The sequence below is a fragment of the Terribacillus aidingensis genome (assembly GCF_040703035.1).
Classification (GTDB): Bacteria; Bacillota; Bacilli; order Bacillales; family Amphibacillaceae; genus Terribacillus.
On the sequence record NZ_CP159996.1, the window covers coordinates 574,856 to 599,831 of the forward strand.

Below are 24,976 nucleotides of genomic sequence, written 5' to 3' on the forward strand. Positions count from 1 at the left end.
CGTCTCTTAACATAATCCTATATATTCTTTGTAAGCGATTACAAAGAAGGGGTGGGTTGGAAATGATTGCATTGCTAGGGTTTGCGATGATGTTTATGTTTATCCTGCTTATTGTGACGAAACGTTTATCGGCTTTGCTGGGACTGATTTTAGTACCGATCATCTTCGCTATTATAGGAGGATTTGGCTTGAAGCTTGGACCGATGATTCTGGATGGACTTATAGGGGTAGCTCCGACTGGGATCATGCTGTTGTTTGCTGTTATGTATTTTGGCATTATGATTGATGCTGGATTGTTCGATCCTTTGATAAATAGAATTTTGACTATCGTAAAGGGTGATCCGTTAAAGGTTGTCATCGGTACAGCAGTTTTAGCAACAATGGTTGCGCTGGACGGAGATGGGACCACAACCTATATAATCACAGTATCTGCCATGCTCCCGCTCTATAAGAAACTTAAAATGAATCCGCTTGTACTGACATGCACAGCGATGATGGCTTTTGGCGTCATGAACATCGTTCCGTGGGGCGGGCCGACAGCAAGAGCAATCTCTTCCTTGAATCTGGATGCGTCAGAGGTATTCCCGCCGCTTATCCCTGTCATGGTGGCTGGATTAGGCTGGGTATTCCTTACAGCCTTCATCCTTGGAAAAAAAGAACGGAAAAGGCTGGGCATCATCGAGCTGGAATCTGGATTTATGAATGATTTGCGCACCGAGGAAGCTGCAACGCTGGAGGCAGGCAGCTCGACTAAGCGTCCAAAGCTTATCTGGTTCAATTTTGTACTCACTGTTTTATTGATTGTTGGACTTGTCACTAGTGTCCTTCCGCTTCCTGTTCTTTTTGTAATTGCATTTGGAATAGCGCTGTGCGTTAATTATCCTAATCTGGAGGAACAAAAGAAACGGATGGAATCACATGCACCTAACGTTTTGATCGTTGTTTCCCTTATTTTTGCTTCGGGTGTTTTCACTGGTATACTTTCTGGTACGCATATGGTCGATGAAATGGCTGGTTCATTGGTTTCGATCATTCCTGAACAGTTCGGCTCCTGGTTCGCAATCATTACAGCTGTAACTAGCATGCCGCTGACTTACTTTATGGCGAATGATCCCTATTACTTTGGTGTCCTGCCAATCATTGCTGAAACCGCTGCTGCTTACGGAGTGGACCCAGTACACATCGCCAGAGCTTCTGTGCTAGGACAGCCATTGCATGCCATGAGCCCGTTAATTGCCTCCACCTACTTGCTAGTAGGGATGGCTGGTGTAGAATTCGGTGATCATCAGAAATTCATCCTAAAATGGGCAGTCGGTACAAGCGTAGTCATGATACTAGTCGCAATACTTTTCGGTATCATTATTTGATAAAGGAATGATTTGATGAAGTTTTCCACTCTGCTGACACTGCAGGATCTTTATAAGAGCCGGAATATCACAAAAACCGCACATAATCTTGGATTGACACAGCCTGCTCTTACGAAGCGGTTAAAACAAATAGAGACGGAATATGGCATCACATTAGTGAAAAGGGAGCGAAGAGGGATTAGCTTTACGACAGAAGGAGAGTTCCTCGCCAGCAAAGCGCAATCTCTTTTAAAAAAACAGCAAGAAATAAGGGAAATCGGCTGGAGTATGCAGCCTGAGCCTAGTGGAACAATCAAAGTAGGTATCTCTAATTTCTTCACGAAGTTCCTATTCCTCGATGTCCTGCGCGATTTTCAGGCTCTTTATCCACGTATTCATTTTCAGATTGAGACAGGGTGGAGCAGGGATATATTCGATTTACTGGTGAAGGATGAATTACATGTAGCATTTGTCAGAGGGGATTATGGCTGGGCAGGAATGGGACAGCTTCTATTTGAGGAGGATATGGTGGTCGTCTCCAGCAAACCATTAACGATTGACTCTTTGCCTCAGCTTCCAATGATCAGCTATAAGACGGATATTAAGCTGAAGAATATGATAGATAAATGGTGGTATGAACATTTTACTGTAGCACCACAAGTCATAATGGAAGTCGATCGTGCAGACACTTGTCTTGATATGATATCGAATAATTTAGGGTTCTCGATTCTGCCTGGTTTAGTAGTCCGGAATCATAATAAACTTCATAAAATCCCGATACAAGATAAAGAGGGAAACAAAATAACGCGCAACTCCTGGATGTTCTCGAAGCATGAGAGACATGAACAGTTCTTTGCTTTACGTCAATTTACCGAATACGTCCAAAACTATTTGCATGAGAGAACATTGTAAATAAAAGGAAGATGTGCTGATTGCACATCTTCTTTTAACATCCACAGCCTTATAAATACTATCGAGAGAAGTTGGAGAAAAGGGTGTAGGATATAAGATTTTTAAAACCACACAATTATCCATGGATGTTCGATTATAAGTTAACTGCGTTTTCTCTTTAGTATACTTAGCAGTTCCTCTAATTTAGTTATTTCGTAATCCGGTTGAAGCGGGAGATGGTTAGGCAGTCTGCCAGGGTTGAACCAGCAAGTATCCATGCCTGCCATATTTCCTCCTTGGATATCGGCCACTAAGGAATCACCGATAATCAATGAACGCTCTGGCTTAATTCCAGGAACGCGTTCAAACACATAGTCAAAGAACCCTGCCATCGGTTTCTGGTATCCAGTATCTTCTGATACGAAAACAGATTGGAAGTAAGGAAGCAGTCCGGTCGCTTTCAGACGGCGGAATTGTGTGTCGGAAACACCGTTTGTCACGATATATAAAGGATAATCCTTGGATAGTTTCTCCAATACTTCTGCAGCACCAGCTATCATATGTCTTCCTTGTGCGAGCAGCTCGCGATAAGCAGTATCCAGGTCAGCTCCATCTACTTGTTTATCGTAGAGGGCGAAGAACTCAGTAAATCTGGAACTGACAACATTATCGCGATTGATTTCCCCTTTTTCAAAAGAACTCCAAAGTCTGTGGTTGATAGTGCGATACGCAGTCATCGCTGCTTCATCTGTTGGCAGGCCATGCTGGCTGAATAGAAGCGGCAGAGCTTCCTGCTCGGTTTTTGTGAAGTCTAGAATAGTGTTGTCAACGTCAAAAAATAAAGCATCATATTGCTTTGTCATGTTGTCTACCTCCAGTTATTAAGCATAAATTGATCGACTTGCTAGCTGTTCAAGTTTTTCCCAGTCTTTTATGGATATTGCACTCTTGCTGCGCTCGATAATACCTTCTTTAGCTAACGTAGTAAGTAAACGGTTCACATGCCGGGAGGTCGTCCCGATATGATCCGCGATGTCCCCTGTCCGGTTAGTGGGCAGGGAACCAGTCAGCCGTTTTCCGTCATACTCTGTCATAACGCGGAATAGGTAGCTCGCTAACCTGGTAAGGGCACCATGGGTCAGACTGAAGCTGAACGCTCTTGATTTCAGCTGGAACTTCTCTGTTACTTCGCGCAGCAGAAGCTGAAGGAAAGGCGGATATGACGCCGCATATGTATGTAGTGAATCAATTGGTATCCCGATCAAATATACTTCACTCGCAGCCTCTACCGTATGTAATGCATCCATCTGCTTGATATATTCTATATCACCAAATAATTCAAAAGCTTGTGAATGAAACGATCAGTTTCTTGCCATTCTCTGCAATGTAAGAGACGGTTGCTTTTCCCTTTACGAGCAGATACAGCTGCGATACATGTTCTCCTTGTTCACAGATAGCATCACCGATACCGGCACGGTATAAACGGAAATGGCTCATCACTTCAGATGGAAAGTGATTCCTGATATCATACTTTTCTATATAAGATTCAAGAAGAGTCTCATTATGTACAAGTTGCATAAACAGGCCTGCCTTCCAGCTATATTATATGTCCGTTATTTGCAAAGGAAAGGACATATGTCCCGATCGTATCATATCGTTATCTGATCGGCAAAAGAAGGTAGACATCTCCTTACCGCCATCTGACTTTACGTGATTGGACTTATATTTTAAAGCAACATAGTGCGCCAATCCCTTTGCGTGTGTTATGCTAACTTATACGAACATGTCAAGGAAGCTGGTGTAAGTTATGCAGACAAAATATGCAATTGTTAAACAGGCAATCAAATCTAAAATCCTCGATGGTACGTATGAGCCGCATGCAAAAATTCCATCTGAGAGCGAGATGATGAAGCAATTCGATGTGAGCCGTCATACAGTGCGGCTGGCAATTGGAGAACTAGTGACAGAAGGATGGCTCTACCGCGAGCAGGGAGCGGGTACTTTCTGTGCCGATCGTTCGAAGCAGCATTTGCAGCACAATGGAACACAAAATAAAAATATTGCCATCGTAACTACGTACATTTCAGATTATATCTTCCCATCGATCATTCGTGGAGCAGAAGCTTATTTAAGCGATCATGGCTATAATGTAAGCTTGTTTAATACGAATAACAATCATGAAAAAGAGCGGGAGTATCTCGAGCGGATCATCACTACTGGTTTTGACGGCGCAATTATTGAGCCGACCAAAAGTGCTTCAGCTAATCCGAATATAAACTACTATTTGAATTTGGAGCGGCTGCAGATTCCGTATATCATGATCAATGCTTATTATGATGCCTTGGAACCGTATCGCGTGCTTGTCGATGATGAGCGTGGTGCTTTCCTGCAAACAGAGCACCTCATCAAGCAAGGACATAAGGATATTATCGGTTTCTTCAAAACGGATGACATGCAGGGAACGCTGCGGATGAAAGGATATTTGAAGGCGCACCGTGAATATAAGGTGCCAATTAATCCGAAGCATATCGTGACATACAGTACGGAGGAAAAGCATGATAAGCCAATACAAGAGCTTGAAGCATTATTGAATCAGACAGATGCCAAGCCGACTGGATTGGTATGCTATAACGATGAACTGGCCATCAAACTGATCAATGTGCTGCGGGAATACAATATGAAAATTCCACAGGACATGTCAATTGTGGGCTTTGATAATTCCTTCCTGACCGAATTGTCGGAAGTGAAGCTTACTTCTGTTGAACATCCAAAGGCAGAGCTTGGCAAGGCAGCAGGTAAATTGATCCTGGATTTAATCGAGAGTAATCAGGGCAAAGGATCTGAAGGGGCAATCGAGAGTATTGTCTTTCCGACTAAGCTGGTAGCGAGGCAGTCGACACAAGCTATACAGGCAGATGCGTTAGAGAAGATAAAGTAACAGAGCTGAAACGTTCAGCTCTGTTTTTTTTATATAACTTGTTAAATGAGTGTTATTGATAATTGATATATTAATATCTTGTTCGTATAAGTTATACGGATAATCAGACAAAACTTATTGACTGATTGTTTCTGCGGTGATACCATGTTCATAACACGCATCGTATAGGCTGACGCATCTAAATGTATGCGCTATCATCCAGAACAATCCTCCGTTAGCCGATTACGGAAAGGGAGGTATGACCTCTTTGGTAAACGCTTTCAAAAACAGCTTTGAAATTAAAAAATGAGGGGGTAGCTTTGATGAAGAAAGTCTTGAAGACGCTGATGATTGGTTTGATGATCATTGTATTGGTCGCTTGCAGCAAGGGCGGCAGTGGAGGCGGAGGCAGTGAGGCGGATGAAACAGAAGTTGTCGGTGCAGACTTGGAGAACGCAACTGAATTGACTTATTGGACTTTTGTCGGTCAGCATATGGATTTATTCAAGGATTCAGCGGAACGCTGGAATGAGGAATTTCCTGATCGGCCTATCAAGCTCGTAGCCGAAACATATCCCTACGATAATATGCACAATAATCTGCTGCTTAGTCTGCAATCAGGTAAAGGTGCACCGGATATAGCGGATATCGAATTGAGTAAGTTTCCGAACTTTTTACAAGGAACACCGCAGCTTGAACCAATGAACGAATATGTAGAACCAGTACTTGCTGATTCTGTAGAGGCTCGTTTTGACCTATATGCGAAAGAGGGCGACTATTACGGCGTTCCAACTCACGTAGGGGCAACTGTCATGTACTATAATACAGAAATTATGGAGCAGGCTGGAGTTGATATCGATTCCATCAAGACATGGGATGACTTCGTAGAAGCTGGTAAACAAGTAACAGAAAAAACAGATGCAGTTATGTGGAACGTCGGTACAGGTGACTTCCTGATGGATTTGTGGCCGATGGTTTCACAGCAGGATTCGGACTTCTTTGATGCGGAAGGAAATTTGACATTGGATAACGAAACCAATGTAAAGACCCTTCAATTCTTGTATGATGCTATTTATACAGAGAAAATTGCTGAACTTACTCCTGGTGGTATGAACCAATCAGAGGATTTTTATAAGTATTATTCAGAAGGAAAGTCAGCTGCCATACTAGCGCCGCTTTGGTACATGGGACGCTTCCTTGATAACATGCCGGAAATGGAAGGTAAAATTGCCATCAAACCGCTTCCTGCTTGGGAAGAAGGCGGTAAGCGTTCCGCAGGTATGGGTGGTACAGGAACAGTCGTAACCAATCAGTCAGAAGAGACGGACTTGGCGAAGGAATTCCTGGCATATACCAAGTTGTCGGAAGAAGGAAGTATCAATCTGTGGAAGGTTCTCGGATTTGACCCGCCTCGCTGGGATGTATGGGAAAGTGAAGCAGTCAGAGAAGATAACGAGTATTATCAATTCTTTGGTGAAGGTATCTTCGATATGCTCTTGGAGATAAAGGATGAGATCAACACACTGAATATTACCGAAAATACACCGGATGTTTCGACGGAGTATAATACCATAATTGCAGATTCTGTGCTGAGGCAGAAGAATAAGACTCCTGAGGAAGCCATGAAAGAAGCTGCTGATAAGATCGAAAGCACGATGCAGGAATAGGAAAGACTCCCTAAAACCCCAAGCAGCACTATCGCAGCTTGGGGTTTTTATATTATTTGTATCTGATACAAAAAACGCTTGTTTTTACAGACACATCTGTCTATACTGAATATATAAACTTATACGTACATATTTCTGGATGTAGAGATTAAAGGTGGAATATGTTCGTACGTGATGCGATGTGTATCACCTTCTTTTTTTCCCTTAATTGTAAGCGTTATCAAAAAAGAAAGAGGAGTGGGGATAAATGGCAGATAAATTGCAAGCGAAGATGGTTTTGGATAAGAGTTATCAGATCAGCGAAGTCGACAAACGTATTTACGGATCATTCATTGAACATCTAGGTAGAGCAGTATATGGCGGTATTTATGAGCCGGGTCATCCCGATGCTGATGATCAAGGTTTCCGAAAAGATGTAATTGAACTGGTGAAAGAGCTGCAAGTGCCTATCGTTCGTTATCCTGGCGGTAATATGGTGTCTGCTTATAACTGGGAAGATGGTGTCGGACCGAAGGAAAGCCGGCCAAAACGGCTGGAGCTGGCCTGGCGCACAATCGAGACGAATGAAATAGGGACGAATGAATTCGTGGATTGGGCGAAGAAAGCGCAAGCGGAAGTTATGATGGCAGTGAACCTTGGTACGCGAGGTATTGATGCAGCGCGTAATCTAATCGAATATACAAACCATCCTGGTGGGACGTACTGGAGTGATTTACGCAGGGAGCATGGTTACGAGCAGCCCCATAACATCAAGACTTGGTGTTTAGGAAATGAAATGGATGGACCATGGCAGGTAGGGCATAAGACAGCTGCAGAATATGGCAGAATCGCCAAAGAGACAGGTAAGGCAATGAAACTCGTCGATCCGAGTATTGAGCTTGTTGCATGCGGCAGCTCGAATACGGATATGCCGACTTTCCCAGAGTATGAGGCAACAACATTGGATATCGCATATGACGAAGTGGATTATATCTCCCTGCATCAATATTACGGCAACCCTTCCAATGATCCAGCCAACTATTTGGCGAAGAACATGGATATGGATCATTTTATTAAGACCGTAACTGCTACCTGTGATTACATCAAAGCAAAGCATCGCAGCAAGAAAACAATCAACTTGAGCTTTGATGAATGGAACGTATGGTATCACTCCAGGGAGCATGATGAGAAGCTGGATCCGTGGACAGTCGCACCGCCTCAGCTGGAGGACGTCTACAATTTTGAAGACGCTCTTTTGGTTGGAAGCATGCTCATTACCTTGCTCCGTCATGCTGATCGTGTGAAGATGGCTTGCATGGCACAGCTGGTGAACGTCATTGCGCCGATTATGACGGAGAACAACGGCCAATCTTGGAAACAGACAATCTATTATCCTTACTTGCACGCATCCGTATTCGGTCGGGGAATCAGCTTGCAGCCAATCCTTTCTTCTCCGAAGTATGATAGCAAAGACTTCACAGATGTCCCGTTCATTGATAGCGCTGCTGTTTATGATGAGCAAGAAGAGGCGTTAACGATTTTCCTAGTGAACAAACATTTGGAAGAAGCTATTCCGCTCGATGTTGACCTACGCAGCTTTGAAGGATATGAACTTGCAGAGCATATCGTGCTGGAGCATCATGATTTGAAGGCGGCCAACACAAAAGACACGTCACGCGTCGCGCCGCACAGCAATGGTGAATCAAGTTTGGAAGACGGCAGACTGAAGGCGCAATTGAATCGGACTTCCTGGAATGTCATCCGGCTGCGGAAAGCTAGTAAAAATTAAGGGTGAGGGGGGATTGTGATGAATACAGTTACACCAGTGACACCGGTGAGAGCACGGAAGAAACAGAATAAGTTCCTCCGGTTTCTAAATTCAAAGAAAGTAGTCCCGTTCGTTTTCATTTCGCCATTTGTCCTGTCTCTGCTTCTTTTCACAGTGTATCCTGCAATCCAGGGAGTGATCATGAGTTTCCAGCGAGTGCTTCCTGGACAGGTGGAATTCATTGGAATGAGCAACTATGAGCGCGTTTTTAACCCGACGTTTTACAGAGCTGTTTCCAATACGACAGCTTATGTCGTACTTACCGTATTGATTTTGACTATCATACCGATGGTGCTCGCGGTAATTCTGAATTCGAAGCATGTCCGCTTCCGGACGCTTTTCCGGGCTTCACTCTTTATTCCGGCACTTACATCGACCATTGTCGGCGGTATGATTTTCCGCTTCATGTTCAGTGAGCAGGAAGGCGCTGTTGCTAACCAGCTAATCGGGCTGTTTGGCTTCGATCCAATCAAATGGATGTTTACACCTTGGGCGGCAATCGGACTAATGGTCCTGCTTGCCAGCTGGCGCTGGATAGGTGTAAATATTCTCTACTTCCTGGCAGCCTTGCAAAATGTGCCGGATGAAATGTACGAAGCAGCCCAAATTGATGGTGCCACTAGATGGCAGCGCTTCCGATTCATTACGATGCCAATGCTGAAGCCGATCATCATTTTCGTCAGTACGATTACAATCATCAACGGCTTTCGAATGTTTGAAGAAAGCTATGTTTTCTGGGCGGTTGGTTCACCAGGTAACATCGGTTTATCGATTGCAGCTTATATTTACCAGCAGGGGATCCAGCAGAATGATATGGGCTTCGGGGCTGCGCTCGGCGTCGTGTTAATGCTCATAATCTTCGTTATCAGCATTATCTATTTAATTGCTACCGGCACATTCAAGAAGGAGGATAGATGATGAAAAAATCCAACAGCAAAACACTCGGTTTCATCGCCACTCTTGTTATGGCCATTGTCAGCTTGATTGCGCTTTTCCCGATCATAAGCTTGGTGCTTTCGTCGTTTATCCCGTCATCATCCATGATGCGAAACGGCATATCATTCAGCTTTCCTTGGGATGAATTGACGTTAAGCAATTACACTTACATCTTCACACAATCGGCAGAATACTGGACGTGGTATGGAAACAGTCTTTGGATTTCTGCATTGATGATTGTTTTGTCCTTGTTCTTTTCTTCCATGGTTGGCTACGCGCTGGCGATGTATGACTTTAAAGGAAGCAATATTTTCTTCGTCGCTGTTGTGTTCATCCTGATGGTGCCATTTGAGATTCTGATGCTGCCGTTATTCCAGTTTATGATCGATATGATGTTGATTGATACGTATCTGGGCGTGATTCTCCCAGGTGTCGTTGCTCCGGTAGCAGTCTTTTTCTTCCGGCAATACGCACTTGGTCTGCCGAAAGAGCTGATGGATGCAGCCCGGATTGACGGGTCGACAGAATATGGCATCTTCTTTAAAATCATGCTCCCGTTGATGGGACCTTCCCTGGCAGCGATGGCAATCCTGCAAGGGCTTGGCAGCTGGAATAACTTCCTGTGGCCATTGCTCGTGCTCCGTTCGAATGATATGTTCACGCTGCCGCTCGGGTTGGCAACACTGCTTACGCCTTACGGGAATAACTATGATGTTTTGATTGCAGGATCTGTTATGACAATTGTTCCGATTGTGATTTTGTTCATCTTCTTCCAGCGCTATTTCATTTCCGGATTGACTGTGGGCGGCGTCAAAGGCTGAGTCTGATTAGAAAGGAGTTAAAACCATGCTGAAGAAAGCGATGAGTAATCTCGATAAGTCTCTTTTGTGGATCACCCGTTTTGCACACTTGAATGCACTGTTCCTGTTTTACAGCCTCTTAGGGCTGATCGTTGCCGGTACAGCTCCGGCAACGGTAGCTGCATTGCAAGTTTCCCGCCGGATTTTGAATGGAGAGGAAGTAAAGGTGAACCAAGCATTCCGCAAAGCATTTAAACAGGAGTTTTGGTCAGCAAACAAGTTAGGGTGGTTCCTTGGAGCAGTGGGTTTCATCCTGTATACAAACTATCTGCTTATCAGACAAGCGGATGGACAGTTATTCTTCCTGGTGCCCTTCCTTTTCTATGTGCTCATTTTCTGCTATATGACAGTTGTGCTCTGGAGCTTCCCGCTGCTTGCGAATTATAAGGCAGGTACATTCCAGGTCATCAAGAGTGCGTTCATCATTGGACTGACAAGGTTCCATATAACACTGTCGATCGGTGTACTTCTGTTCGCGCTTTTGTATCATAGCATCGGTTTGCCAGTGCTGCTGCTGTTCTTCTGTTTCAGTATCAGCGCATTTGGCTGGATGTGGCTGAGCATGAAGGTGTTCTCTACGATGAAGCACGCCGAACAGTTAGCCAGTTAGTTTACTTTTGATAGATTGGAGCGATAAGCATGTCGACTAAATTGATCATTCAAGCTGATGTCACAGAAGGGAAGATAAATAAAAATATTTACGGTCATTTCGCTGAGCATCTTGGCAGAGGTATATATGAAGGGATCTGGGTCGGAGAGGACTCTTCGATACCGAATACAAAAGGCATCCGCAATGATGTACTGGAAGCTCTTCAAAAGCTTAATATACCGGTATTGCGATGGCCAGGCGGCTGCTTTGCCGATGAATATCATTGGAAGGATGGCGTTGGTCCGCGTGAAGAGCGTAAGCGAATGGTCAATACCCATTGGGGAGGAGTCGTAGAGAATAACCATTTTGGAACACATGAATTCTTCACGCTTTGCGAGCTGCTCGGAGCAGAGCCGTATATTTGCGGAAACGTCGGCAGCGGCACCGTCCAGGAAATGTCGGAGTGGGTTGAGTACATGACATTCGATGGTGAATCGCCAATGACGGCTTGGCGCCAGGAAAACGGCCGCGAAGAGCCATGGAAGCTGACTTACTTCGGTGTTGGAAATGAAAACTGGGGCTGCGGCGGGAATATGCGGCCGGAATATTATGCAGATTTATATCGCCGCTATCAAACTTATGTACGTAATTATGGAGACAACAAGCTGTATAAGATTGCAGGCGGGGCCAATATCGATGATTACAAGTGGACAGAGACCCTCATGCAAGAAGCAGCATCTTTGATGGATGGATTGAGTTTGCATTACTACACGATTCCAGGTGATTTCTGGCTTGGTAAGGGTTCTGCTACTGATTTTTCCGAAGATGAATGGCATCTGACGCTGAAGCGTGCGCTTCACATTGAAGAACTGATAGAAAAGCACGGCACGATTATGGATAAATACGATCCTGATAAACGCGTTGGGCTGATCATCGATGAGTGGGGAACGTGGTTCGTCGTGGAACCTGGCACTAACCCGGGATTCCTGTACCAGCAAAATACAATCCGTGATGCGCTCGTAGCTGGTGCTTCACTCAATATCTTCAACAATCATAGTGACCGGGTTCAAATGGCTAATATCGCGCAAACAGTCAACGTTTTGCAGGCGATGATCCTGACAGAAGGACAGGAAATGATCAAGACACCGACGTACCATGTATTTGATTTGTACCAAGTGCACCAGGATGCAGAACGTCTTTCCTCTCACCTGGAATCAAATGAAATAAAGCATGGTGATTTAGTATATCCAGCTGTCAGTACTTCTGTATCAAAAGGAAAAGATGGCAAGATTCATGTGAGCTTCTGTAATCTGGATCATACAAATGAAGTTGCAATAAATACAGAGCTTCGCGGTGCAAAACTCGGAACTGTAAGCGGCAAAATTCTCACATCAGACAAGAGAGATGCCCGCAATACGTTTGATGCGCCTAATGACGTGAAGGTAGTCCCGTTTACGAATTTCGTCGAGCAGGATGGCGGATTACAGGTTACTTTACCGCCAATGAGCGTGACAGTTTTGACAATCGAGGAGGGAATCTGATGCAGTTATCTGCTGATATGCTGACATTGGCAGAGGAATTCGGGATAAATCCGGATACTTTTCCGCTCTTGCAAGTGGAAGCTGGCGCACTTGCATCGATTGGAGATTACTTGAATGAGAAAGGTTTGAGTAAAGCTGTCCTTATTATGGATGCTCAGACTAGAGCAGCCGCAGGGGAGCAATTGGCAGCACTGCTAGAAAAAGATAATATCCATGTCCAAACGATCGAACTTTTAGCAAATCACCATGGCCAAGTAAACGCGGATGAGGCAGCACTTGTACAGGTACTTGTCGAGACATCAGTGGATACGGATGTCCTCTTGGCAGTAGGATCCGGAACGATCCATGATATTACGCGTTTTTGCAGCCAAAAGCTTTCCATTCCATTTGTAGCAGTTCCAACAGCTGCATCAGTCGATGGCTTCACCTCTAAAGGGGCACCATTGATTCTGCGGGGAATGAAGCAGACAATCCAGACAGCCGCCCCGGTGGCTGTGTTTGCCGATTTAAATGTGTTATGTGCGGCTCCTCGATCGCTTACAGCAGCTGGCTTCGGAGATATCCTTGGAAAATTCACTTCTTTGCTCGATTGGGAAATATCCGCCAGAGTAGGAGGAGAACCATACAATCCGCTTGCAGCTAAAATGACGAGACACTCACTGGACACATGTGTCGAACATGTCGAGGAACTAGCCAAGGCAGATGAAGCGGGTATAAGGATACTGATGGAGGCCTTGATCGAATCGGGTCTCGTCATGCAGGTTTTGGACTTCTCCCGCCCTGCTTCAGGAGCAGAGCATCACTTGTCCCATTATTGGGAGATGCAGTTACTAGAGACAGATAAACGACAGCTTCTTCATGGAGCCAAAGTCGGTGTTGCTTGCAGCATCATTACGGAATTATACAAAGATTGGATTGAGCAGTTTGATCCTTCGGAAGCAACAGGAGCTTATGCGGCTTCATTGCAGGAAAATTGGGAAGAAATCCGTCTGAAGATTGCGGCACTCCCTACGCCGGAAGCATTGCAATATTACCTGTTGCAGGTCGGAGCACCTGCTTCAGCTGAGGAAATTGGCATAGGATCACAACTTGTACAGGATAGCTTGAATGAAGCTTACCATTTGCGTGATCGCTGTACTGGTCTTCTTCTTATCAATCAATTCAAGAAAGAGCAGATCAGCTACCCGCTGCAGGATCGGATCGGCAGTCGATGACTTGCCGGACTTGTCAGCAAAAGAAAAGCTTTACAGTGGAGGAAGCTGCTGCACTAGTTGCAGATCAATTAGCATTGGAGCCTGTTTTGGCTGAAGAAGAAACCGTGTCTGCTCGTTTAGCAATCTGTTCGGCTTGTCCGTCACTTACAGCGGATCATACGTGTGCACACTGCGGCTGTTTTGTTGTATTCCGAGCCTCCCTTCCGGATAAACGCTGCCCATATCCTGACGGAGATCGCTGGCAGCGGTTATAATCAAAGCAAGGAGGCGATGGATGTGACTTACTATCAAGCAATGGATAGCATTCTATTCGATTTGGACGGAACAGTATGGAAGGATTTTACATTGATAGATGGAGCTGCTGAAACGATCAGGACCCTGCAGGAATCGGGTAAACGGGTGATTGGGCTGAGCAATCGAGGCACGCATTCCCGAAATCAGATTGCAGCATATTTCAGGGAGCAAGGTATTCAGTGGGAAAAGGAAGATATTATTCTTTCCTCCTATCTTGCAGCGGATTATCTGCAGACACATTACCCGAAGCTGCCTGTGTGGGTGCTGGGCGAAGAAGGGCTGCGGGAAGAACTGGCTGAAGCTGGGCTGACGCTTGCAGCAGAACCAGAGGATGCTGATTGGCTCGTGATTTCCTTGCATACTGGTGTTACGTATCATGATCTGAACCAGGCATTCCGAGCTGTCATTCACGGCGCCAGGATTCTCGCCACCAATCAGGATCCTGTTTTCCCGGGAAAGAATGGCTTGCAGCTGGATGTGGGTGGACTGATCGGAGCGATTGAAGCGTCAACAGGCAAGAAAACCGATATTATCGTCGGCAAGCCATCGCATTTTATGTACCAAAAGGTAATACAGCAAGCTGGCAGTCAACCAGAAAAGACGATGATCGTCGGAGACAGTCTGACTTCCGATATCGCAATGGGAGCTATGTTCGGCTTAAAAACAGCATTAGTGCTCACCGGAAATACAACAAAAGAACAGGCGGATATTTCTAGTATCAAGCCGGATCTGATCCTGCCGTCCATCAAGGAGCTTCCATTCACATAAGAATATGGAGGAGATAGGATGAAAACAATTGATGTCCAACATATAGAGGTTCGCGCGAAGCAAGGAGAGCTTGTGGAGCTTCCGAAGGCAGTCGACGTATTTATTGACGAGGGCGTACAAGCAGCATACCGTGTAAGCTGGCCGAATCTGCCAGATCTTGGTGAAGCTGGAACATACGAAATAGAAGGAAAGATTGAAACGGAGGCTTTCCCGGAACCGTTCATCGAGCAGCGCGCTGATCCATATATTCTGAAAGCAGAGGACGGATTCTACTATTTCACTGGCTCCTATCCGAAGTACGACAGAATTGTCCTGCGCCGCGCCAAGACATTGGAAGGTCTTCGTGAGGCAGAAGAACATACGGTTTGGAAGGCGCGTGAATCCGGCATATTGTCAGAGCATATCTGGGCTCCGGAGCTGCATCAAATAGATGGGAAATGGTACATACATTTTGCAGCTGGAGAAAAAGAGGATGTGTGGGCAATACGTCCATATGTGCTGGAATGTACAGGTGATCCTTTTTCCGATGAATGGACGGAAAAGGGAGCAATCAATACAGATTTTCAAAGCTTCTCATTGGATGCCACGACGTTCGAACACCGAGGCAGAAGGTATCTTGTTTGGGCTCAAAAAACAGAGAATGATACAATCTCTAATCTTTATATTGCCGAAATGAAAAATCCATGGACGATCAAGGGTGAGCAAGTGCTGCTGGCAGAACCTGAACACCCATGGGAGACAGACGGTTTCAACGTTAACGAAGGCCCTGCATTTCTGCATCGCCACGGAAAAGTATTCCTGACATTTTCTGCTAGTGCAACGGATGACCGCTATGCGATGGGGCTGTTATATGCAGATGAAGACGCTGATCTGCTTGATCCTGCCTCATGGACAAAGCTGCCTGAGCCTGTACTGAAGAGCTCGGATATTACCGGTCTTTATGGACCCGGTCATAATAGCTTTACCGTGACAGAGGAAGGCTTCGACCTGCTTGTCTATCATGCTAGATCATATAAGGAGATTGAAGGAAACCCACTATACGACCCGAACCGTCATGCACGCATCCAGCGTTTCTTCTGGAAGGATGGGATGCCATACTTTGGTGAACCAGGATATAGGCTTAAGAATTCAAGCAAGGTAAAAGCAACAATAATAATTGAGTAAACGTGAATCCTTATACAGTTGTATAAGGATTTTTTTATGTCAAATGTGTGAAGAGAATACGATTAATCTTGATTGCATCGTGAAAGGGAGAAAATCATTGTTGACTTCATTAAGAAAGTGAAATAAGATATTAGTTACTCCAACAAAAGTACTTTGATTTGAGTACTTTAAATAAACTAAAATAATCTCTTACTTAAGGAAGGATGCAATTATGAAATATACACAGTTCATAAAATCTAAAGGAGCTATCGGCGCCATTTTTATGGGTATTCTATATGCTGTCTTCATGCTGGGAATATTCCTGCCTGGGTATTCCGCAATACCAGGGAACGTCGATCAGTTAAAGGTTGCTATCGTAAATGACGATGCTGGAGATGTTGGTGCTACAATCGCAGACCAGCTGACAGAAAAGCTGCCTTTTAAGGAAATCGAAACCGATATGACGAATGAGCAAGCACTAGATGATTTGGAGAAAAATGATTTGGCATTAGTTGTCCATATCCCGGATAATTTCTCGGAGAATGTACAAAGTGGAGAAGCTTCCTCTAGTATCGACTTCACAATCAATGAAGCTGGTGCAACGACTGTTTCCTCTACGATGAGCTCAGTAGTTGGGCAGATTAATAACCAATTGAGTGCTCAGTTCTCGCAACAGACAGCTGAAGGTGTATTGATGAACTTCAACGTACCTGAGGATCAAGCTGCAGCACTAAGCGATCAAATTGAAACAGCTTATCATGGTAACGTTGTAACGATCAACGAAATGCCGGATGGTATGAATAACAACATGCTGCCTATGTTCTTAACAATGGCTGGATATGTTGGTGCAATGATCGGTGCAATGCAATTAGTTGGTGCATTTAAAGCCAGCCAAGGAAAAGCAAGTAAAACCCGTCTATTCCTATATGTACAATTGACTGCTTTAATCATTGCAGTTGCTGCTGCATTCGTAGCTACAGGAATTGTCTATCTAGTGAATGATCCTAGCGGGGATGTGTTCTTTGGTATGCTAGGGCAGCAAATTTTGAACTATATGGTGTGCTTCAACTTCGCAGCAATCTTCATCTTCTTGCTTGGTCAAGCTGGTATGATTCTAAACTTGCCAATTCTGTTGATACAAACACTAGCAAATGGTGCTACGATGTCACGCGATATGATGTACGCGCCATATGAATGGATGAGTCACATCTCACCAATGTATTACTCTGTTCAAGCATACTTTGCTAATCTGTTCGGAAGCACAAGCCCAAGTCCATTTATCTGGTCAATGGTTACGGTTGGGGCGGCTGCAATGCTGATTAACATTATCATCGTTGCTTTCGTTCATAAACCGAAGGCGGCAGAAGGCGGAAATAGCAGCGAAGAAACAGAAGCTATTAAAGTGACAGTTTAAATTTGATATAATAAGATCATTCTGCTTGAGGGAGCAAAGAGAATGTCCATTCAAATTTTCATACTCAGCAAACTGATGGAGGATAATAACTATCCTTACAAACTTAAAAAACAACTATCCGAGCCTATCCCATTAGATCAACTTGGCGGGCTGACTGAAAGCAAGCTTTACTATCATTTCGATGCCTTAGCTAAGCAAGGATTAATTGAAGCAGTGGAAATCATAAAAGAAGAACATCGCCCCGATAAGCAAGTATTTCAAATTACAGAAAAGGGTCGCGAAGAGCTGCCGAAAAAGATCTATAAAGTCATAAAAAATGCAGATAAGATAAGTGACATGGTCGTTTGCTTGGCTAATATCAAATATGTCGATCGTGATAAAGTAGTCAGTATTCTAGAAGATAAACTAGAAAGAATTACAGATCGTTGGGAACAAATAAAAACATTCGATAAGCTTGTCCAAAAAGATGAAGAAAAAGAGAAATTCATTGATTTTATGAGTGGCTATGTAACAACAAGAATGGAACATACCATTCATTGGTTGGAAGAGTTAATCAAGCGAGTTAAACAAGGGGATTTTTAAAGAATGTTTGAAATACACCGCAGAAGCCATAGCTTTTGCGGTGCATTTTTTTGTGGAAATAGGTCAATTAAAAGCCGTAGAAAGGTCAGACAGAACGTGATTCCACCTGGAGGTCTGATCCTTTCCAAATATTGTTTGTGTTGATAGAATATTCTATATATATCCTTTGTGGAAGGAGTTGTTTTTCATATATACATATCGAAATGATGTCAGAAAGGTTCTTATTCCTTATTTGCAGGGACTCTCTCCGCAGCAATGGGATGCTGATGCCTACCATAATACTATTTCCTGGGTAATCGAACATATGGCTCAAACGGAGGATTACTGGGTATTTCAGATTGGGCTGGGTGAAGAAAGCAGATTATCGGGAAGTGATCGGAATCCGTTAAAACAGTATCTCCAAATCAGGAAAGAGACTGATCAAGTTCTGCAATCTTTACAAGTAAAAGACTGGGACAGGCTGGTAGATGTTCCTGACTTCTCAGATGGATGGAAACCTCCCTCTGAACCGACAATGCGCTGGCTGTTCCATCATGTCTATTCTCATGAAGCATATCATGCTGGTCAGATTGGCGTTATAGCAAGGTTGAATGGTTTTAATGGACCTCTGTTCTGATAGTCATAAAAATATGGGGTGGTGTTAAACATGTTTCATACAGAACTATTCGTACGTGAGCTACCTGCATCCATGATTTTCTATCGGTGTCTATTCGGCAAAGGCTGTGCCGATTATGATGAGAAAAGAGCAGTCTTTAAGGGTGAGGATGGCGGGTCACTTTTGCTCACTGATGAATCCGTACTGAATGATGATCACTATTTTTCTGCTATGGCTGAATCGAGGAAAGGAAAAGGCGTTGAACTAATTCTCCCTGTAAATGACGTGGAAATGGTATTTAACAAAATCCATCGTTTATATCCTCGACATATTGAATCTGAACTTGCCGCTCGGCCATGGGGAAAACTTGATTTTCGTATTGTTGATCCGGATGGATATTATTTGCGCGTGACATCGTAGTCTATAAAAGAAACCACGCGTTCTTTTAATTGGGAAATTCCATTTTAATTTAGTACAAAAATTTACTGAAAGGGAAGATAGTATGGAACTAATTCACTTTCAAGAAACATATGCAAGCTTGGTTGATGCCTATGTACTATCAGAAGAATAGCTCCGTTTTACTGCACATCCTTCCAAGAGTATCCCCTTATGCAAGGCGGAACCGAATCGTCACGCTATCTTAGGGGTAGAGAATGATCGTCTTGTAGTTTATTTCGCTTTACATGAACAGGAAGGCGTACAGCCATATTCCGATAATCCCAGAGCAATACTGCTGCGTACTTTATCCACTGAATATCATGAACTCGGAAAAGGGTACGGAAAAGCTGCGCTGCAGCAGCTTCCGGAATTTGTGCAATATCAATTTCCGCATATAAATGAAATTGTGCTTGCGGTGAATGTAGCGAATGAGTTTGCTCGTAAGCTTTACGAGAAGTATGGATACAAGGATACGGGACGCCGGGTTATCGGTTCGAAAGGGATGCTTATAGTGATGAGTTATCCATTAGAGGTTCGTGTATAATAAACAATTTTTAAAAAAGAATAATGAATCGGTTAAAAGTTATGCTGGACAATAATGAGAAAGCTCTTTTGTTGACAAGTACATCTCCTAGTAACTATATTGATTACAGGTAACAGAATTAATTACATGAAGATGGAGGCTATACATATGAAACTCTTAGTAACAGGCGCTACTGGTAATCTAGGAAGTAAAATTGTGAAGAAATTACTGGAAACTGTTCCTGCTGGAGATATAGCAGTAAGTGTTCGTAATCCAGAAAAGGCCGAAGATTTGCGTGCACAAGGATTAGAGGTGCGACAAGGTGATTTTGATCAGCCAACTTCTTTGGATAAAGCATTTGCTGGGGTTGACCGTCTATTGCTTATCTCTGCAGATGGAGACAATGACACACGCATTCGACAACACGCACAGGCAGTAGAAGCTGCGGTTAAAGCAAAAGTGAAATTCATTGCTTACACAAGTCTTGTCAATGCACAGGACAGTGAGCTATTCCTGGCTCCGACGCATAAAGCTACAGAGCAAGCGATCATGGATACAGGGATTCCGTATGCGTTCCTTCGCAACAACTGGTACTTTGAAAATGAGGCTTCCAGTATTCAAGGAGTTCTTGCAGGAGCGCCTTGGGTCACATCTGCAGGAGATGGAAAAGTTGGCTGGGCATTGCAGCAGGATTATGCTGACGCAGCTGCAGCTGTATTAGCAGGAGAAGGGCATGAAAACAAAATCTACGAACTGTCTGGACCGCTTCTTTCTCAAGCAGAAATTGCAAAAGAAGTAGGCAAAGTCCTGGGCAAGGAAGTGCAAGTGCAGCAAGTCGATGATCAAGCTTATGCTGAAATCATGAAGGAAGCAGGTGTTCCGGAGTTCCTTTTGCCAATGCTAGTTGATATTCAGAAAGGAATCCGAGAGGGTGCTTTGGAAGTAGCAAGCGATGATTTTGAAAAACTGCTTGGAAGACAAGTGACGCCACTTCGTAAAGGAATTGAACAGATAAAGGAACAAGCGTAAAAAAGCTGGCCTATGTGCCGGCTTTTTTGTACATAATTTTTCCTGATTTGGCTCATCCTAATACCTGTGCAAGGGAAAGGCGGCACAAGTATGAACTTGTTTAGGAGGATGACAATGGGAATTTTGAGCGGAAACCCGCAGGATGAGCCGTTGCATTATGGCGAAGTATACGGATTGTGGACATTTGTTTTAACTGGTAATAAGATGATTGCAAATCATCAGATGCTATTGAATCATGTTGGTGATGATGACTTAAAGAAATTGATCGGTGAAGCAATTGATGGGGCTCAAGCAGAGGTTAAGCAAGTATCAGAGATACTGAAAGCAAATGGTATTGCATTGCCACCTGCTGCTCCGGAACCACCGAAAGTGGACCTCGAATCCATCCCGGTCGGAGCGCGTTTTATTGATCCAGACGTAGCAGCTACGGCTGCTGCTGCTGTGGCTGCCGGCCTTGTCAGCTGCAGTACGATGATGGGTCAGTCTATCAGAGAAGACGTTGGCATGATGTTCGGACAGTTCCATACAAACAAAGCGATGTTAGGTGCCAAATTCCTGAAGCTTATGAAAGAAAAGGGCTGGCTTATTCCGCCTCCATTACATCAGAATAAAGAAGATTAAGATGAGGAAGCAGCCTGGATAGGCTGCTTTTTTGTTGTATCTTCCCAATAGTATCCTAAAAGATACTATGCCACTTTTAAGTGCGTACTTGTTGTAGTGTCTAAAAAACTTAATAATAGATAACAGGGGATTTAGGGGAATACAATCCTGAATGAGGAATAATGGAGGTTTTACGGAATGAACGTATTAGTTGTCAAAGCAAATAACCGCCCGGCTTCCGAGGCGATTTCTAGCAAGATGTATGAGACTTTCATGCAGGAAATAGAAGGTGCAGAAAACCTTTCTATCACTACTTATGATGTATTCGCAGAGGATACACCTTATTTCGGCCAAGAATTGTTTGATGCTTTCGGTAAAGTACAAACTGGTGCTGAACTAAATGATACAGAACAACGTCTATTGGCTGCAAAACAAAAAGCGATGGATCTTCTTACAGCAGCTGATGTAGTTGTATTCGCGTTCCCACTATGGAACTTGACTATTCCTGCTAAATTGCAAACATTCATCGACTATGTTTATGCTGCAGGATTTGCATTCAAATATGATGCAGAAGGCAACATGATCCAATTGATGACTGATAAAAAAGCAATCTTCCTAAATGCACGCGGCGGCGTATACTCTACACCAGAAGCTGCAACAATGGATATGTCTGTTAACTACATGCGTAATGTATTCGGCGGAATCTTCGGAATGGAAATCATCGAAGAAGTAATCATCGAAGGACATAATGCTTCCCCTGGCGAAGCTGCTTCTATCGTAGAAGGTGGTCTTGCACAAGTGAAAGAAGCAGCAGCACGTTTGAAAAACCTAGCATAATGAAAAAGATGAACTGGCGACAGTTCATCTTTTTTTATTTATTTAGCTTCCGCTTCATTTTGTTTTTTCGATTGCTTATGGATTGTATGCTTAGCTCCCCACACATGCATCGCATGCAGGATTGGTTCTAGGCTTCTGCCATACTCTGTAATAGAGTATTCTACTTTCGGAGGCACTTGTGCATATACTTTACGTTCGATAATATCCTCTTCTTCCAATTCGCGCAGCTGGTTTGTCAGCATCTTCTGCGTGATACCGGGTAAACTACGCTTCAGCTCATTGAAGCGCTGTGTTCCGCTGTTAAGCAGATGCAGCAGGATGACCGGTTTCCACTTTCCTACAAGAATACCAAGCGCGTCGGTCACTTTACACATTTCCGGTTGGATTTCTACAGGTACATCTTTCATTTTATATCCCCCATTTCACAGTATCCTTTTCTATACTATACCACTTTGAAGTGCGTACTTTCCAATAGGAGTGCTTTGGAGGATAATGGTTGTAAGATAAAGCTTAAGGAGACAGGAGTATGGAAAAATATCGCATTGATCCAAGTAAGGGAATGGAATTCGGAATATACACATTAGGCGACCATTTAGCAGATCCGCGAACAGGAGAGCGTATCTCTGCCAAAGAAAGGATTCAGCAGATGGTACGGTTAGCTCAGCTTGCCGATCAGGCTGGTATCGATTTCTTCAGTGTTGGCGAAAGCCATCAGCCTTACTTTGCATCACAGGCTCATGCTGTCATACTGGCAGCAATTGCGCAAGCTACGGAAAGAATCAAAATCGGAAGTTCCTCGACAATCATTAGTACATCAGATCCTGTACGAGTGTATGAGAATTTTGCTACGCTTGACTTAATATCCAATGGTCGCGCGGAAATCATCGCCGGTCGTGCATCACGTATTGGGTTGTTTGAATTGCTCGGATATGACCTGCATAACTATGAGGAACTATTCGAAGAGAAGTTTGATTTGCTGCTTCAGTTAAATGAGGAAGAAATCGTCAATTGGAGCGGTGAATTCCGCAGACCTTTGCGAAACGCTGAAGTTTTGCCGCGTCCAGTAACTGGTTCTTTACCAATTTGGCGTGCTGTGGGCGGTACTCCAGCGAGTGCCGTGAAAGCAGGCTATGCTGGTGTTCCTATGACAGTAGCGATGCTTGGTGGTCCGGCAAGTGTATTCAAACGAACAATTGATACGTATAGAGAAGCGTTGGCAGCGCGAGGATTCGATCCTACTCAGCTGCCAGTAGCAACGACAGGATTCTTTTATGCAGCAGAGACAACGCAGGAAGCGTTACGTGATTATTATCCGCACATTAATGAAGGTATGAAAAAGACGAATGGACAAGGGTTTCCGAAACAATTATTTGCCCAAGGTGCCGATCATCGAAGCATCATCAATGTGGGCAGTCCGCAGCAAATCATTGAGAAAATCCTCTATCAGCATGAGCAATTCGGTCATCAGCGTTATCTAGCCCAGCTTGATTTCGGCGGTGTACCTATCGAGAAAATGGAGCAAAACATCGAGTATATCGCTACTGAAATATTGCCGGCAATCAAGAAATATACGAAGCAGGGAGGCGCTGAATAATGAAAGTGGTAGGAATATCCGGCTCGATTGTCGGATCAAAGACAAAGACAGCAATGTCGCTTCTTTGGGAAGAGATGATTACTGCTTATCCTGATGCAGAACACGAGCTATTGGACTTAGCTGACTATCAGCTGCAATTCAGCGATGGAAGAAACTACTTGGATTACACTGGTGACACGGCATATGTAACCGAGCAGATCATGCAAGCAGACATTCTGTTTATTGGTACACCAATCTTCCAAGCATCCATTCCAGGAACACTGAAAAATGTATTCGACCTGCTGCCAACACAAGCATTACGCGATAAGGTCGCAGGTATCGTAGTCACTGCTGGCTCAGCAAAACATTTTCTAGTGGCTGAGCAGCAGCTGAAACCGATCCTTTCATATATGAAGGCACATCTTGTATCAACGTATGTATTTGTGGAAGAAAAAGACTTTTTGAACGGAAAAATCATGAATGATGATGTGCATTTCCGATTGCAGCGATTAATAGAAGATGCTTTTGATTTAGCAGAGTCACAAGCAGCCATTCGAATTAAAAAAGAAGCAGCATACGATTTTTAAAGTGAAAAGGCTCCCTTATTGGGAGCCTTCTGCGTACTCATCGATAATCGTACCATCTTCATACACACGATAGATGCCAACTGTTCCTGAACCGCCGCTTTCAATCATGGATTTTGACTTCAGAACAAGAGTATAATAGGCGCCGGTTCCATCCATTGTGACCTGACCGCCTGTCGTATCAATCTCAAGATCTTCATTTTCTGTCATGCCAAGATTATTTGAAAGCAATACTGCGGCTTCGTCCGCACTGCCAACAGCCTTGAGATCCTGGATCTGCTGAGCCATGTCATCTTCGGTAGTTTCCGTGCCTTCAGCATCTGTTGCAGCATCACTAGCCGTCGTTTCTTGTTTTGTTTCCAGCTCTGCTGCAGCTGCTGTTTCTTCCTCAGAGTCCTCATCGTTTGTTATTACCTGTTGTTCTTTATGTTGCATTTGATTTTCCCTAGTATGCAGTTCCGCTGGGGTTGCTGCTTGAGCTGTCTTTTCTGTATTACTGCAGCCTGCAGCGAGTAGCAAAAAAAAAACAAGTGATGCAATAAGAGCGCCTTGTATCAAAAAAGATCCTCCTGATTATTTACAATGTCAAAGTTCACTGTACTATAAATGGTAGGTACATCCAATATTGTTAATTTTAAATACTTCATAATAGAGAGGGTTTTGAATTAATTGGAAGATACAAGAAAATAACGCGAGAAAAGAATGGACGCACCGCCTGGATCACCTTTCTTAAAAGTATGTAAGATGGCGATACATTTCGTTCTTATAGCCACACTGCATCATCCTTCCATCCTATACTTGTCTTATTTATATTGTAAGCCGATTGAT

At 43.9% G+C, this 24,976-nt stretch carries 28 protein-coding genes; 23 read left to right on the forward strand and 5 right to left on the reverse strand.

Features of this window, described 5'->3' with window-relative positions; all coding sequences use genetic code 11:
- Positions 1-62: 62 nt before the first annotated feature.
- The gene (locus ABXS78_RS03180) at positions 63-1,367 is read left to right on the forward strand and encodes a CitMHS family transporter (protein WP_366248888.1); all 1,305 of its coding nucleotides are present in this window, start codon (positions 63-65) and stop codon (positions 1,365-1,367) included.
- 15 nt (positions 1,368-1,382) lie between these two features.
- Positions 1,383-2,258 (forward strand): LysR family transcriptional regulator, encoded by an 876-nt coding sequence (locus ABXS78_RS03185; protein ID WP_366248889.1) that lies wholly within the window; start codon positions 1,383-1,385, stop codon positions 2,256-2,258.
- A gap of 140 nt (positions 2,259-2,398) precedes the next feature.
- On the opposite strand, the gene ABXS78_RS03190 is transcribed toward ABXS78_RS03185, so the two are convergent.
- Genes ABXS78_RS03190 through ABXS78_RS03200 form a run of 3 tightly spaced genes read right to left on the reverse strand, consistent with a single transcriptional unit; the run spans position 2,399 to position 3,815 of the window.
- Positions 2,399-3,100, reverse strand: a complete 702-nt coding sequence (locus ABXS78_RS03190) for a YjjG family noncanonical pyrimidine nucleotidase (RefSeq protein ID WP_366248890.1) — start codon at positions 3,098-3,100, stop codon at positions 2,399-2,401.
- Positions 3,101-3,118: 18 nt separating this feature from the next.
- Entirely contained in the window at positions 3,119-3,544 is a 426-nt protein-coding gene (locus ABXS78_RS03195; protein WP_366248891.1) for a Crp/Fnr family transcriptional regulator, read from the reverse strand.
- Between the two features lie 31 nt (positions 3,545-3,575).
- Complete coding sequence (locus ABXS78_RS03200) at positions 3,576-3,815, reverse strand: hypothetical protein (RefSeq protein WP_366248892.1); 240 nt, start codon at positions 3,813-3,815, stop codon at positions 3,576-3,578.
- A gap of 229 nt (positions 3,816-4,044) precedes the next feature.
- Between ABXS78_RS03200 and ABXS78_RS03205 the strand changes: the two genes are divergently transcribed.
- The 19 genes from ABXS78_RS03205 (at position 4,045) to ABXS78_RS03295 (ending at position 21,991) form a co-directional block, all read left to right on the forward strand.
- Positions 4,045-5,175, forward strand: a complete 1,131-nt coding sequence (locus ABXS78_RS03205; RefSeq protein ID WP_366248893.1) for a GntR family transcriptional regulator — start codon at positions 4,045-4,047, stop codon at positions 5,173-5,175.
- Positions 5,176-5,477: 302 nt separating this feature from the next.
- Positions 5,478-6,821, forward strand: a complete 1,344-nt coding sequence (locus tag ABXS78_RS03210; RefSeq protein ID WP_366248894.1) for a sugar ABC transporter substrate-binding protein — start codon at positions 5,478-5,480, stop codon at positions 6,819-6,821.
- Between the two features lie 247 nt (positions 6,822-7,068).
- The gene (locus tag ABXS78_RS03215; RefSeq protein ID WP_366248895.1) at positions 7,069-8,589 is read left to right on the forward strand and encodes an alpha-N-arabinofuranosidase; all 1,521 of its coding nucleotides are present in this window, start codon (positions 7,069-7,071) and stop codon (positions 8,587-8,589) included.
- 18 nt (positions 8,590-8,607) lie between these two features.
- The gene (locus ABXS78_RS03220) at positions 8,608-9,546 is read left to right on the forward strand and encodes a sugar ABC transporter permease (RefSeq protein WP_095223361.1); all 939 of its coding nucleotides are present in this window, start codon (positions 8,608-8,610) and stop codon (positions 9,544-9,546) included.
- Positions 9,546-10,385 (forward strand): carbohydrate ABC transporter permease, encoded by an 840-nt coding sequence (locus ABXS78_RS03225; RefSeq protein WP_366249863.1) that lies wholly within the window; start codon positions 9,546-9,548, stop codon positions 10,383-10,385. Before ABXS78_RS03220 ends, ABXS78_RS03225 begins: the two co-directional genes overlap by 1 nt.
- A 25-nt stretch (positions 10,386-10,410) precedes the next feature.
- Positions 10,411-11,034, forward strand: coding sequence for a DUF624 domain-containing protein (locus ABXS78_RS03230; protein WP_366248896.1), 624 nt, complete (start codon positions 10,411-10,413; stop codon positions 11,032-11,034).
- Positions 11,035-11,063: 29 nt separating this feature from the next.
- Positions 11,064-12,554, forward strand: a complete 1,491-nt coding sequence (locus ABXS78_RS03235; protein WP_366248897.1) for an alpha-N-arabinofuranosidase — start codon at positions 11,064-11,066, stop codon at positions 12,552-12,554.
- Positions 12,554-13,768: a sn-glycerol-1-phosphate dehydrogenase gene (locus ABXS78_RS03240; protein WP_366248898.1), complete on the forward strand. Its 1,215-nt coding sequence runs from the start codon at positions 12,554-12,556 to the stop codon at positions 13,766-13,768. Before ABXS78_RS03235 ends, ABXS78_RS03240 begins: the two co-directional genes overlap by 1 nt.
- Positions 13,765-14,022: a DUF6171 family protein gene (locus ABXS78_RS03245; RefSeq protein WP_366248899.1), complete on the forward strand. Its 258-nt coding sequence runs from the start codon at positions 13,765-13,767 to the stop codon at positions 14,020-14,022. Before ABXS78_RS03240 ends, ABXS78_RS03245 begins: the two co-directional genes overlap by 4 nt.
- A 22-nt stretch (positions 14,023-14,044) precedes the next feature.
- Complete coding sequence (locus tag ABXS78_RS03250; RefSeq protein ID WP_366248900.1) at positions 14,045-14,830, forward strand: HAD-IIA family hydrolase; 786 nt, start codon at positions 14,045-14,047, stop codon at positions 14,828-14,830.
- A gap of 18 nt (positions 14,831-14,848) precedes the next feature.
- Entirely contained in the window at positions 14,849-15,994 is a 1,146-nt protein-coding gene (locus ABXS78_RS03255; RefSeq protein ID WP_366248901.1) for a family 43 glycosylhydrolase, read from the forward strand.
- Positions 15,995-16,205: 211 nt separating this feature from the next.
- Positions 16,206-17,387: an ABC transporter permease gene (locus tag ABXS78_RS03260; RefSeq protein ID WP_366248902.1), complete on the forward strand. Its 1,182-nt coding sequence runs from the start codon at positions 16,206-16,208 to the stop codon at positions 17,385-17,387.
- A 42-nt stretch (positions 17,388-17,429) separates the two neighbouring features.
- A complete protein-coding gene (locus ABXS78_RS03265; RefSeq protein WP_366248903.1) occupies positions 17,430-17,969 on the forward strand; it encodes a helix-turn-helix transcriptional regulator in 540 nt (179 codons plus the stop codon).
- 178 nt (positions 17,970-18,147) lie between these two features.
- Positions 18,148-18,585 carry a DinB family protein gene (locus ABXS78_RS03270; protein WP_366248904.1) on the forward strand — a complete coding sequence of 146 codons (438 nt, stop codon included), beginning with the start codon at positions 18,148-18,150 and terminating at the stop codon, positions 18,583-18,585.
- A gap of 30 nt (positions 18,586-18,615) precedes the next feature.
- A complete protein-coding gene (locus ABXS78_RS03275) occupies positions 18,616-18,984 on the forward strand; it encodes a VOC family protein (protein WP_366248905.1) in 369 nt (122 codons plus the stop codon).
- Between the two features lie 181 nt (positions 18,985-19,165).
- Positions 19,166-19,546 carry a GNAT family protein gene (locus ABXS78_RS03280; protein ID WP_366249864.1) on the forward strand — a complete coding sequence of 127 codons (381 nt, stop codon included), beginning with the start codon at positions 19,166-19,168 and terminating at the stop codon, positions 19,544-19,546.
- A 147-nt stretch (positions 19,547-19,693) separates the two neighbouring features.
- A complete protein-coding gene (locus tag ABXS78_RS03285; RefSeq protein WP_366248906.1) occupies positions 19,694-20,554 on the forward strand; it encodes an SDR family oxidoreductase in 861 nt (286 codons plus the stop codon).
- Positions 20,555-20,668: 114 nt separating this feature from the next.
- Entirely contained in the window at positions 20,669-21,175 is a 507-nt protein-coding gene (locus tag ABXS78_RS03290; RefSeq protein WP_366248907.1) for a DUF3231 family protein, read from the forward strand.
- Between the two features lie 177 nt (positions 21,176-21,352).
- On the forward strand, positions 21,353-21,991 hold the full coding sequence (locus tag ABXS78_RS03295; protein WP_366248908.1) for an FMN-dependent NADH-azoreductase: 639 nt from the start codon (positions 21,353-21,355) through the stop codon (positions 21,989-21,991).
- 38 nt (positions 21,992-22,029) lie between these two features.
- Here ABXS78_RS03295 and ABXS78_RS03300 read toward each other — a convergent pair whose 3' ends face one another.
- Entirely contained in the window at positions 22,030-22,398 is a 369-nt protein-coding gene (locus ABXS78_RS03300; RefSeq protein ID WP_095223378.1) for a helix-turn-helix domain-containing protein, read from the reverse strand.
- Positions 22,399-22,517: 119 nt separating this feature from the next.
- Between ABXS78_RS03300 and ABXS78_RS03305 the strand changes: the two genes are divergently transcribed.
- Complete coding sequence (locus ABXS78_RS03305; protein ID WP_366248909.1) at positions 22,518-23,585, forward strand: LLM class flavin-dependent oxidoreductase; 1,068 nt, start codon at positions 22,518-22,520, stop codon at positions 23,583-23,585.
- Positions 23,585-24,151, forward strand: coding sequence for an NADPH-dependent FMN reductase (locus tag ABXS78_RS03310; protein ID WP_366248910.1), 567 nt, complete (start codon positions 23,585-23,587; stop codon positions 24,149-24,151). The genes ABXS78_RS03305 and ABXS78_RS03310 overlap by 1 nt, the downstream gene beginning before the upstream one ends.
- A gap of 15 nt (positions 24,152-24,166) precedes the next feature.
- On the opposite strand, the gene ABXS78_RS03315 is transcribed toward ABXS78_RS03310, so the two are convergent.
- Positions 24,167-24,706 (reverse strand): hypothetical protein, encoded by a 540-nt coding sequence (locus ABXS78_RS03315; RefSeq protein WP_366248911.1) that lies wholly within the window; start codon positions 24,704-24,706, stop codon positions 24,167-24,169.
- Between the last annotated feature and the right edge of the window lie 270 nt (positions 24,707-24,976).

Coding starts and splice junctions, on each gene's coding strand:
- ABXS78_RS03180 (WP_366248888.1), top strand. CDS start 63: ATGATTGCATTGCTAGGGTTTGCGATGATGTTTATGTTTATCCTGCTT.
- ABXS78_RS03185 (WP_366248889.1), top strand. CDS start 1,383: ATGAAGTTTTCCACTCTGCTGACACTGCAGGATCTTTATAAGAGCCGG.
- ABXS78_RS03190 (WP_366248890.1), bottom strand. CDS start 3,100: ATGACAAAGCAATATGATGCTTTATTTTTTGACGTTGACAACACTATT.
- ABXS78_RS03195 (WP_366248891.1), bottom strand. CDS start 3,544: ATGGATGCATTACATACGGTAGAGGCTGCGAGTGAAGTATATTTGATC.
- ABXS78_RS03200 (WP_366248892.1), bottom strand. CDS start 3,815: ATGCAACTTGTACATAATGAGACTCTTCTTGAATCTTATATAGAAAAG.
- ABXS78_RS03205 (WP_366248893.1), top strand. CDS start 4,045: ATGCAGACAAAATATGCAATTGTTAAACAGGCAATCAAATCTAAAATC.
- ABXS78_RS03210 (WP_366248894.1), top strand. CDS start 5,478: ATGAAGAAAGTCTTGAAGACGCTGATGATTGGTTTGATGATCATTGTA.
- ABXS78_RS03215 (WP_366248895.1), top strand. CDS start 7,069: ATGGCAGATAAATTGCAAGCGAAGATGGTTTTGGATAAGAGTTATCAG.
- ABXS78_RS03220 (WP_095223361.1), top strand. CDS start 8,608: ATGAATACAGTTACACCAGTGACACCGGTGAGAGCACGGAAGAAACAG.
- ABXS78_RS03225 (WP_366249863.1), top strand. CDS start 9,546: ATGAAAAAATCCAACAGCAAAACACTCGGTTTCATCGCCACTCTTGTT.
- ABXS78_RS03230 (WP_366248896.1), top strand. CDS start 10,411: ATGCTGAAGAAAGCGATGAGTAATCTCGATAAGTCTCTTTTGTGGATC.
- ABXS78_RS03235 (WP_366248897.1), top strand. CDS start 11,064: ATGTCGACTAAATTGATCATTCAAGCTGATGTCACAGAAGGGAAGATA.
- ABXS78_RS03240 (WP_366248898.1), top strand. CDS start 12,554: ATGCAGTTATCTGCTGATATGCTGACATTGGCAGAGGAATTCGGGATA.
- ABXS78_RS03245 (WP_366248899.1), top strand. CDS start 13,765: ATGACTTGCCGGACTTGTCAGCAAAAGAAAAGCTTTACAGTGGAGGAA.
- ABXS78_RS03255 (WP_366248901.1), top strand. CDS start 14,849: ATGAAAACAATTGATGTCCAACATATAGAGGTTCGCGCGAAGCAAGGA.
- ABXS78_RS03260 (WP_366248902.1), top strand. CDS start 16,206: ATGAAATATACACAGTTCATAAAATCTAAAGGAGCTATCGGCGCCATT.
- ABXS78_RS03265 (WP_366248903.1), top strand. CDS start 17,430: ATGTCCATTCAAATTTTCATACTCAGCAAACTGATGGAGGATAATAAC.
- ABXS78_RS03275 (WP_366248905.1), top strand. CDS start 18,616: ATGTTTCATACAGAACTATTCGTACGTGAGCTACCTGCATCCATGATT.
- ABXS78_RS03285 (WP_366248906.1), top strand. CDS start 19,694: ATGAAACTCTTAGTAACAGGCGCTACTGGTAATCTAGGAAGTAAAATT.
- ABXS78_RS03290 (WP_366248907.1), top strand. CDS start 20,669: ATGGGAATTTTGAGCGGAAACCCGCAGGATGAGCCGTTGCATTATGGC.
- ABXS78_RS03295 (WP_366248908.1), top strand. CDS start 21,353: ATGAACGTATTAGTTGTCAAAGCAAATAACCGCCCGGCTTCCGAGGCG.
- ABXS78_RS03300 (WP_095223378.1), bottom strand. CDS start 22,398: ATGAAAGATGTACCTGTAGAAATCCAACCGGAAATGTGTAAAGTGACC.
- ABXS78_RS03305 (WP_366248909.1), top strand. CDS start 22,518: ATGGAAAAATATCGCATTGATCCAAGTAAGGGAATGGAATTCGGAATA.
- ABXS78_RS03310 (WP_366248910.1), top strand. CDS start 23,585: ATGAAAGTGGTAGGAATATCCGGCTCGATTGTCGGATCAAAGACAAAG.